Below are 10,361 nucleotides of genomic sequence, written 5' to 3' on the forward strand. Positions count from 1 at the left end.
GTTCGGACATTAGTCCGGACTCGTCCGGACCAGGATGGTCACCGGGTTTCCGGTGACGCCGTCCGCCGTCGCGGTGATCTCGACGTCGCCTTCCTTCACCGCCGTGACAAGCCCCGAGCTGTCAACGGACGCGACAAGCGGCCTGCTCGAGGCCCACTCGACCACGGAGCCCCTGGAGCCGTCGCTGTAGCTCACGACGGCGGTGAGCTGGACGGTCGTACCGGGTTCCGGCTGCAGCGGACCCGCGGGCGAGACCTTGATGCTCTTGACCGTGGGGACCACGGCGACGTCCGCACGCCCCGTCAGCAATTGCCCGCCTGCGCCGGGCAGCGTGGCGACGATGGCAGTGCTTCCGATGCCGCGGGCCGTCACGAGGCCGGTGGCGTCGACCTCGGCGACCGTTGAGCCCGGCGGCGACGTTTCCCACGTGACGTTGCCGACGGTGGCGCTGCTGCCGTCCGAATAGGTGGCGACGGCCTCCAGTTGTGCCGTCTGCCCTTCTTTCAAGGTGAGCTGCGCGGGATTGACGGAGAGCGCGGTGACCACTTTCGGCGCGGGCGGCACGGTGATCACCGACGTGCCCCGCAGGCCGGCCTGCGATGCGGTGATGGTTGCCGTTCCGGGCGCGACGGCGGCGGCGATCCCGGTGCCGTCGACCGCCACGATGCCGGGGTTGCTGGAGGTCCACTGCACCGGACCTTTCAGTTTTCCCCGGGAACCGTCGCTGTAGCTTCCTTCGGCGAGCAGCTGCAGGATTCCGCCCTGGTCCACGGTGGCTGTTTCCGGGGACACGTGCACGCCCGTCAGCTTCGCGCCGCCTGCTTGCACAACGAGGACCAACTGTCCGGAAACCCCCGTCAGCGTCGCCGTGAGTTCCGCGGTGCCTGCCGCTACGGCCGTCACGACGCCGGCGCTGTCCACCGTTGCGACGGCGGGGTTGCTGGACGCCCATTCCACCCCGTCCCTGAGGCGCCTGCTCGAGCCGTCGCTGTAGCGGCCCGTGGCGGTGAGGGGAATGGTGGCCGCCGGGCGCAAGGACTGCGACACAGAGGTGACGGCGATCGATTCGAGGGTCGGCGGTGGAGGCGGGATGACCGCGATGCGCCAGGCCACGAAGGCCACCGTGAGCGCCAGGGCCACGGCCACCGCAGTCACGCTGGCCCACATGAATTTCCGCCGCACCCGGACCATGCCGGCGCCGACAGCGCCTGCCAGGTCCGCGGGGTATCCGGCGGACCTGACGTCGGCTTCGTCCAGCAGCCGCTGCCGGAGTTCCCGGTTCATTTCAGGTCCTCATCCGGCGACGGCCTTTCTTCGAGCGCCGGCTTGCCGTCCAGGGAAGGGCCCCGGGTCAAGGCGTGGGCCGCGGCCCACGAGCTGAGGACTTCCGCCGTCGTCCGGTCCGTCAGGCCGGCGATCTCGGCAAAGGTGAGGTTGGCAAACTCGTGCAGCACCACCACGATGCGTTCTTCCAGGGCGAGGCTGGCAAGCAGGCCTCCTTCGGGAAGTGGCCCCCGCCCCGAGCCCCGCCATATTTCATCCTTCCGGATCAGGCGGATCAGGACACATAGCGTGTACACGCGAAGCTGCGGCGTAAGCGGTCCCCGCCAGGCGGCGGCTGCCTGGGACCAGGCCGCCTGAAGCAGGCGGCGGGCGGTTTCCGGATCAGGGCACAGCAGGTGGGCGCAATACTCCATGTCGCCCCTTTGGAGCTCGAAGACGCTGCGGAGTTCGGCCTCGCGGTCCTTGAGCGCCGGCGAGAGTTTGAACCCCGGCGAAAGGCCGAACTCGATTTCCTTGACGGCGGGCAACAGGACCGCGGCCACGAGCGTCAGCAGCCCGGCGCCGATGGGAATCGCGGAGACCAGTTCGGGAAGGAGCCAGCCTGCGGCGACGACGGCGAGGGCCAGGACGGCAAGCACGAGGCGCAGGGGGTTCAGGGAAGACAGGAAACGCCGTTTCGGCAATTCACACATGCTGCACCAGCCCACGATGTGTATGCGGTGCCGGCCCGGATCAGCGGCAGATCCGCTAGCACATTCTACGTCCATCGAATGGACTTCAGAAGGGTGGACGGCAGCCGAAGCAGGGCCGCCGGACCTGCAGAATCCGGAGGGCCCGTCAAGTCACACGGGGCCGGAATTAACGGCACATGAACTCTTCGAAATAAAGCAGATTTACACGAAACATTTGCATCCACAACCCGCCTATGGCACGCGCGCGATGTATGAATGTAAACGCTTGCGCATATTTGTCTGACATCTTGCCCGGACGGCCCAGGGACCCGCGAAACCGGGTTTGATCCTCCCGCCCGGAACGTGCAAGCGTTGAAAACGTTCCGGTGGCGATCCCCGCCGGAAACCCCAACGTTGGCGGTCCCCGGGGACGGCCAACGCCACTCGATACGATGGCGTCCTTCGAAGGCGGCATCACCGTCATCGAGGCGCCGGAGTTGAGACCCCGGGCGGTTCGCCCGTCTTCCACGAAATACAACTCCGCGAGAAGAGCAAAAGCATGAGCACTCACTCAACCCCCGCAAGGCCGCGTCGCCGCATGCGGGCTGCCGTGTCCCTCACGGCAGCCGCGGGCGTCGCCGCGTCTGTCCTGTTGGCCTCCTCGGCCGCACAGGCAAACCTCCCTGCCGACCCGCCGTCGAGCACCATGCCGGCACCCACGCCCGGCTTCCCGTTGCCGACCGAGCACACGCAGAAGGCCTACGACCCTGCCGCCGACTTCACGGCCAAGTGGACCCGCGCCGATGCCAAGCAGATCATGGCCCAGAGCAACCCCAACGTTGCCCCCGGCCAGAACTCGATGAGCCCGGACGTCACCATGCCGGAAATCCCCGAGGACTTCCCGGCAATGAACGACGACGTGTGGGTCTGGGACACCTGGTCCCTGACCGATGAGCACGCCAACCAGATCAGCTACAAGGGCTGGGACGTAATCTTCTCCCTCGTGGCCGACCGCCACGCCGGGTACGGCTTCGACCAGCGCCACTGGAACGCCCGGATCGGCTACTTCTTCCGCAAGACCAACGCGGACCCCGCGAAGGACAAGTGGAACTACGGCGGACACCTGTTCCTGCCCAACAGCTCCATCGGCAACACCGAATGGTCCGGCTCCACCCGCCTCATGCAGGGCGACCACGTCAACGTGTTCTACACCGCCACAACCTTCTACGACGTTGCCGAGCGCAACGCCGGCGGCGGCGGCATCGCACCGGACGCCGTGATCGCCAAGGCCCTGGGCAACATCCACGCCGACAAGAACGGCGTTACCTTCGACGGTTTCAAGCACACCAAGCTGCTGGAACCGGACGGAAAAATGTACCAGACCAAGGCCCAGAACCCGGGTTTCGCCTTCCGCGACCCGTACACCTTCGCCGACCCGGCCCACCCGGGCAAGACCTTCATGGTCTTCGAAGGCAACACCGGCGGCAACCGCGGCGAATACGAGTGCACGGCCGAAGACCTCGGCTACAAGCCGGGCGACCACAACGCCGAAAAGGTCCAGGACGTCCAGAACACCGGCGCCTACTACCAGACCGCCAACGTGGGCCTGGCTGTGGCCGAGAACAAGGACCTGACCAAGTGGAAGTTCCTGCCCCCGCTTCTCTCCGCCAACTGCGTCAACGACCAGACCGAGCGTCCCCAGATCTTCATCCAGAACGAAGACGGCAAGAACAAGTACTACCTGTTCACCATCAGCCACCAGTTCACCTACGCGGCGGGCATGCGCGGTCCTGACGGCGTCTACGGCTTCGTCGGCGACGGCGTCCGCTCCGACTACCAGCCGGTGAACAACTCAGGCCTCGCGCTCGGTTCTCCGACCGACCTGAACCTGCCGGCCAACAACCCGAGCGGCACCATCTCGGGCCAGCAGAACGGCCGCCAGTTCCAGGCCTACTCGCACTACGTGCAGCCCAACGGCCTCGTGCAGTCGTTCATCGACAACGTCAACGGCGTGCGCGGCGGCTCCCTCTCCCCGACCGTGAAGATCAACTTCAAGGGCGGCGTGACCCAGGTTGACCGCAGCTTCGGCCAGGACGGCCTCGGCCCGTTCGGCTACCTGCCCACCAACGTCCGCGTTGGCGGCGAAGGCCTCTACAAGTAGGCCGCAACAAAAGCCGCGGGGCAGGCGCTGCGAACCGTCTGCCCCGCACCGCGGGGACCTCCACCACCACCGGAGGTCCCCGCCCCACTTTCCACCCCCAGGATCCCTCCATGCTTTTCCAGAAACTCCTGCTTTTCCAGAACCCCCTCAAGACCCTCCGTCCGGCACTCTGCGCGGCAGCCGCCGTCGTCGTCGCCCTGACCGCCGGGTGCACCGCACCCTCGTCAACAGAACCCCCGACGGCGGACACCCCGCCCGCCGCGTCTGCCGCGGCGCCGTCCCCGGGAGATCCCTGGCGGCCCGCCGTCCACCTGAGCGCGGACCGGAACTGGATCAACGACCCCAACGGCCTGGTGTACGAGGACGGCACGTACCACGCCTTCTACCAGCACAATCCACGTGGCAACTCCTGGGGCAACATGTCCTGGGGCCACTCCACGAGCACCGACCTCATCCACTGGACCCAGCAGCCGGTGGCCATGGAGGCAAGCGAGGCCGAGGAGATTTTCTCCGGCTCGATCGTGCTCGACAAGGACAACGCGTCCGGGCTCGGCACGGCGGAGAATCCGCCCATGGTGGCCCTCTATACGAGCGCCTACGGCAAGGGCGGCGCGCGCCCGTCCGGGATCCAGGCCCAGTCGCTGGCCTACAGCCTGGACCACGGCAAGAGCTGGCAGAAGTACAAGGGCAACCCCGTGCTGGACCTTGCCCCGAGCTCCAAGAACTTCCGCGACCCCAAGCTCACCTGGTACGAGCCGGGCAAATACTGGGTGATGACCACGGTGGTGGCAGACGCCCAGGTGGTCAAGCTGTTCAAGTCCACCGACCTGCTGCACTGGGACCACCTGAGCGATTTCTCCGGCGTCGGCGCGCAGGGCGGGCTCTGGGAAGTCCCCGAACTGATGCAGATGGATGTCGCCGGAGGCAACGGCCTGAAGAAGTGGGTCATGCTGCTGAGCATCAACCCGGGTGCCATCGCCGGCGGCTCCGGCATGCAGTACTTCGTGGGCGAGTTCGACGGACGGACGTTCACCGCCGAGAACGCGGCGGCGCCGAACGCACCATTGAGCGACTCCCAGTGGCTGGATTACGGCGCCGACTTCTACGCCGCGAACTCGATCAGCGGTGCGCCCGGCGGCAAGCCCGTGCTCCTGGGCTGGATGGGCAACTGGGACTATGCCCAGCACGTGCCCACCACCCCCTGGCGCGGCGCCATGGCCGTCCCGCGTGAGCTGGAACTGGTGAGTGACGGCGGCCGCTACGCCCTGCGTTCGGGCATCGCCGGCGCGGCCGCCGAGGCCCTCGGCAAGGCGGCGGATAGTGAGGTCCGGCGCAAGGACCTCACCATTACGGGGTCAACCGAACCTGGCTATGCATCGCTGGGCGGCGACTTCGCGGCCCGCAGCCAGCTGCTCGACGTCGAGCTCGAACCGGGCACCGCCTCCGAAGCGGGGCTGGTGCTGCGCGGATCCGCCGACGGCACGCGGGGGCTGCGGATCTCCTACGAGCGTGACACCGGCACCCTGAAGGTGGACCGCTCCGGGGGCGGCACGGACAACTTCTCCCCGCTGTTCAGCCCTTACCACCAGGCCCCGGTGGCGTTGAAGGACGGCAAGCTCCGCCTGCGCATCCTGCTGGATTCCTCCTCCGTGGAGGTCTTCACCCCGGACGGCACAGTGGCGATGACGGACACCTTCTTCCCCGCGTGGGACGACACGGAAACCCTGGCCTTCAGCCGCGGCGGCCACGCAAAGGCGACGGTCGCTTCAACGCACCTCTAAACCCAACGCGGGGTCAGTTTGCGCCCATGATCACCAGTCTTACGGGCCGGAACTGACCCCGCGTTGCCAGTTGGGACGGCATTGCAGATAGTTTTGTTCCTATGACTTCGAGCGATGCCGCCCCTGAATCGTCAGAGCAAGCGACCTTGGACCAGCTGATCTCCGCAGCCCGTGTGTGGGCGCGGCAGGATCCTGATCCGGCCACCGCTGCCGCCCTGGACGAGCTCGCCGACCAGGCTGCCGAAGGTATCCCGGCGGCCCGCCAGCAGCTCGAAGACAGCTTCAACGGGACCCTGCAGTTCGGCACCGCCGGCCTCCGCGCCGCCCTCGGCCCCGGCCCCAACCGCATGAACCGGGTAGTGGTGCGGCGGGCGGCGGCGGGCTTCGCGGCCTTCCTGAACGACGCCGTGACTGCTGCGGCCCCGGGCACCCGGCCGCGCGTCGTCGTCGGCTACGACGCCCGCTACAACTCCGATGTCTTCGCCGCCGAATCGGCCGCCGTCTTCACGGCCGCGGGGATCGAGACCTTCCTGATGCCGTCGGCGCTGCCCACTCCCCTGCTCGCCTACGCCGTGCGGGCCCTGGATTGCGACGGCGGCGTGATGGTCACAGCGAGCCACAACCCGCCGCAGGACAACGGTTACAAGGTGTACTTGGGCGGGCGGGCGGTGGAGGAGAGCGGCCGTGGCGCCCAGATCGTGACCCCGTACGATGCCCGGATCGCCGAATGCATCGAGGCGGTGGGCGGGCTCGACACGATCGCCCTGGCCGGGGACGGCTGGTCCGTGCTGCCGGAGTCGATCTCCGACGACTACCGGGCCGCCGTCGTGGCCCTGGCCGATCCCGCACGCTTCCCGGCCCGGGACCTGAAGATCGTCTTGACGCCGATGCACGGCGTGGGCGGGGACACCGCCGTTTCGGTGCTGAAGGCCGCCGGATTCGAAGATGTGACCCTCGTCGAGGAACAGGCCCTGCCGGACCCGGACTTCCCCACGGTGAGCTTCCCGAACCCGGAGGAGCCCGGCGCCCTGGACCTCGCCCTGGCCGCGGCCGGCAGGCTGGATGCGGACATCGTGCTTGCCAACGACCCCGACGCCGACCGGGCCGCCGTCGCTGCCCGGGATCCCGAGAGCGGGGCGTGGCGGATGCTGCGCGGCGACGAGGTGGGGGCGCTGCTGGGTGCGCATGTGGTGGCGCGCATGGCGGGGACTGCAGGAGCGGATGACAACTCTGCGCCGGGAGTGTTCGCCAACTCGATAGTGTCGTCGCGGCTGCTGTCCCGGATCGCCGCGGCCGCGGGTGCCGCACACGAAGAAACCCTCACCGGCTTCAAGTGGATCTCCCGCGTCCCCGGTCTGGTGTATGGCTACGAGGAAGCCCTGGGCTACTGCGTGGCTCCCGAGCTGGTGCGGGACAAGGACGGAATCTCGGCGTCCCTGCTGATCGCCGAACTGGCCGCCGCCGCGAAGGCCGCAGGCCAGACCATCTTCGACACCTTGGACGAGCTCTACCTGCTGCACGGCCTGCACGCCAGCGACCAGCTCAGCATCCGGGTGGCCGACCTCGGCCTGCTGGACGCCATGATGAACCGCCTGCGCTCGGATCCGCCCGAGGCCTTCGGAGGCTCCGCCGTCGAGCAGTCCGCGGACCTGTCCGAGGGCAGCCAACAGCTTCCGCCCACGGACGGGCTGCTGTACCTGACCCGGGACCAGAGCCGGGTGATCATCCGCCCCAGCGGCACCGAGCCGAAGCTCAAGTGCTACTTGGAAGTGATCGTTCCGGTGGAGTCGGCCGCGGAACTGGCCGAGGCCCGTGCCGCAGCACGGGCCTCGCTGGACCGGATCCTCGCGGACGTGCGCGAGGCCCTCGGTTTGTAGGGACTTCTGGGGCTGTAGGCCCTACAGCTCCACTTCGATGAAGCCGTCCACGATGCGGGTGGCGTAGCTCGCCAGCCGGAGTTCGGGCTTGGTGAAACATTCGCCCGTGCGCAGGTCGTAGACCTCTTTGTGCAGCGGGGAGGCGATGGTGGGGCTGCTGCCACGCGAACCGATGATGCCGCGCGCCATGACGTTGGCCAGGGTGGCGGGATCCTGCTGTGCCACGGCGTAGACCTCGCCCGAGGCCAGCCGGAAGAGCGCCAGCTGCAGTCCGTCGATGAAGGCTGCCTCGCCCCAGGCAGGCTCGAGTTCATCCAGGGCGCAGACTCGGTGCCAGCCTGCCGCCGGGGCGGTACGTGTTTCGCGTTCCAGTGTGACCGTCATGTCTTTTTCCTCTCGCCTTGCCGGGTTGCTGCGGGATATCAAAAACGGTAGGCCGGGCACGTTTCACTGGAAGGCCTGCCGTGTGTCCGGCACGTAAAAGAGTGCTCACACCGCCCGAAATGTAAGCGTGACCCAGAAGTTAAACCCACGAAACAATCGGGAAACTGAGGCGAAACTGGCCGTCCCTAGGCTGGAATGACCAGCTGCGGAGCACCTATTCCGCAAATTCTGCGAAAGGCCAGCAATGACCGGATCCACCAACGCCCCAGAGACCCGGCGCATCGTCGTCGCCGGCGGCGGCCCCGCCGCCCACCGCTTCACGGATGCCATGCATACCCGCGGTCTCGAGGGCTGGCATCTGACGGTCCTGGCCGAGGAGGTCCACCTCCCCTACGACCGCGTCGCCCTGAGCAAGGCCCTGAGCGACATGGAATACGACCTGACCATGGGCGACACCGCCATGTGGGACCACGAATCGATCACGCTGCGCACCGGCGAACGCGTCACCGGCATCGACACCGCTGCGCAGACCGTGCAGACCTCCACCGGCGCGAGCTACCCCTACGACCACCTGGTGGTCGCGACCGGCTCCGACGCCGCGAAGCTCCCGTTCCCGGGCGGCGAACTCGCCCACGTCTACCGCACGCTGGACGACGTCTGGAACATCAACAAGACGGTGGCCGAACTCGGCGAGAAGCTGGGCCGCACGGTCCGCACCGTGACCATCGGCGGCGGCCTGCTCGGCCTGGAAGCCGCTGCAGGCACCATGGAACTCGGCGCCGAAGCCGCCATCGTTAACGGCTCCCGCTGGCTCATGAACGCCCAGCTGGATGAGGGCGCGGGCCAGGCGCTCGGCCGCCTCGTCTCCGCCAAGGGCCTGGAGGTGCACACCGGCAGCTACCCCGCCGAGGTCCTCTCCGACGACGACGGCCAGGTCACCGGCGTGCTGTTGAAGAACGGCACCGTCATCCCGGCGGACATGGTGATCGCCTCCATCGGCATCCGCGCCCGCGACGAACTGTTCCGCGAATCCGACGCCGGAACTCCCGACGGCGGCACTCCCCTTTTCGAGCTGGGCCCCAAGGGTGGTGTGGTCATCAACGACCACTGCCGCACCGGCGTCGAGAACGTCTGGGCCATCGGTGAAGTGGCCAACTTCGACGGCATGACCATGGGCCTGGTGGCTCCGGCGAACACGATGGCCGAGATCGTCGCGGACCGCCTGCACGGCGGCCAGGCGACCTTCCCGGGCTTCGACACCGCCACCAAGCTCAAGCTCTCCGGCGTGGACGTGGCCAGCTTCGGCGACGCCTTCGCCAAGACCGAGCACGCCCTGGAAATCGTCTACGCCGACCCCGCCCGCGGCGTCTACCAGAAAATCGTCACCACCGACGACGCCAAGACCCTGCTCGGCGGCATCTTCGTCGGCGACGCCACCCCCTACATGAGCCTGCGCCCCCTCCTGGGCCGCGAACTCCCTGCAGAACCCGGCGCCTTCCTCTCCGCCGCCGGCGGCGGCGAAGCCCCCGAAACCGAACTGCCCGACGACGCGATCCTGTGCTCCTGCAACAACGTCGCCGCCGGCAACATCCGCGACGCCATCAACGGCTGCGGCACCTGCGAAGGCCAAGCCCCCGTCCAGGACCTGGGCGAACTCAAGAGCTGCTCCCGGGCCGGCACCCAGTGCGGTTCCTGCGTGCCCATGCTCAAGAAGCTGCTCGAAACCGAACTGACCAAGTCCGGCGTCGAGGTCTCCAAGGCCCTGTGCGAACACATCAGCCTCTCCCGCCAGGAACTCTTCGAAACCATCCGCATCCTGGAACTGACCTCCTTCGAAGACATCATGGCCCGCTACGGCACCGGAGCAGGCTGCGACATCTGCAAACCCACCATCGCAAACATCCTGGCCAGCCAGAACAGCGCCTACGTGCTCGACGCCGGCCGCGGCACCCTGCAGGACACCAACGACCGCGCCCTGGCCAACATGCAGAAGGACGGCACCTACTCCGTGGTCCCGCGCATCGCCGGCGGCGAAATCACGCCCAAGGGCCTCGGAGTCATCGCGACCGTCGCGGAAAAGTACGGCCTGTACACGAAGATCACCGGCGGGCAGCGGATCGACATGTTCGGCGCCCGGCTCGAACAGCTCCCGGAAATCTGGAAGGAACTGGTCGACGCCGGCTTCGAATCCGGCCAGGCCTAC

General features: G+C 67.7%; 7 protein-coding genes. 4 read left to right on the forward strand and 3 right to left on the reverse strand.

Annotated features, from left to right (window positions below; all coding sequences use genetic code 11):
* Nucleotides 1-9: 9 nt before the first annotated feature.
* A complete protein-coding gene (locus tag D3654_RS01590) occupies nucleotides 10-1,284 on the reverse strand; it encodes an Ig-like domain-containing protein (RefSeq protein WP_120519781.1) in 1,275 nt (424 codons plus the stop codon).
* A complete protein-coding gene (locus tag D3654_RS01595) occupies nucleotides 1,281-1,967 on the reverse strand; it encodes an RNA polymerase sigma factor (protein WP_162943584.1) in 687 nt (228 codons plus the stop codon). The genes D3654_RS01590 and D3654_RS01595 overlap by 4 nt, the downstream gene beginning before the upstream one ends.
* A gap of 547 nt (nucleotides 1,968-2,514) precedes the next feature.
* Here D3654_RS01595 and D3654_RS01600 point away from each other — a divergent pair.
* The 3 genes from D3654_RS01600 (at nucleotide 2,515) to D3654_RS01610 (ending at nucleotide 7,774) form a co-directional block, all read left to right on the forward strand.
* Nucleotides 2,515-4,116 (forward strand): glycoside hydrolase family 68 protein, encoded by a 1,602-nt coding sequence (locus D3654_RS01600; RefSeq protein WP_120519783.1) that lies wholly within the window; start codon nucleotides 2,515-2,517, stop codon nucleotides 4,114-4,116.
* A 110-nt stretch (nucleotides 4,117-4,226) separates the two neighbouring features.
* The gene (locus tag D3654_RS01605) at nucleotides 4,227-5,897 is read left to right on the forward strand and encodes a glycoside hydrolase family 32 protein (protein WP_120519784.1); all 1,671 of its coding nucleotides are present in this window, start codon (nucleotides 4,227-4,229) and stop codon (nucleotides 5,895-5,897) included.
* Between the two features lie 101 nt (nucleotides 5,898-5,998).
* Nucleotides 5,999-7,774, forward strand: a complete 1,776-nt coding sequence (locus tag D3654_RS01610) for a phospho-sugar mutase (protein WP_120519785.1) — start codon at nucleotides 5,999-6,001, stop codon at nucleotides 7,772-7,774.
* 21 nt (nucleotides 7,775-7,795) lie between these two features.
* Here D3654_RS01610 and nirD read toward each other — a convergent pair whose 3' ends face one another.
* Nucleotides 7,796-8,158, reverse strand: coding sequence for a nitrite reductase small subunit NirD (nirD, locus tag D3654_RS01615; protein ID WP_120519786.1), 363 nt, complete (start codon nucleotides 8,156-8,158; stop codon nucleotides 7,796-7,798).
* 244 nt (nucleotides 8,159-8,402) lie between these two features.
* Here nirD and nirB point away from each other — a divergent pair.
* Nucleotides 8,403-10,361 (forward strand): nitrite reductase large subunit NirB (gene nirB, locus D3654_RS01620; protein WP_162943585.1); only part of this gene is annotated, 1,959 nt, incomplete at its 3' end.

This window comes from Arthrobacter celericrescens (assembly GCF_003614925.1).
GTDB lineage: Bacteria > Actinomycetota > Actinomycetes > Actinomycetales > Micrococcaceae > Arthrobacter > Arthrobacter celericrescens.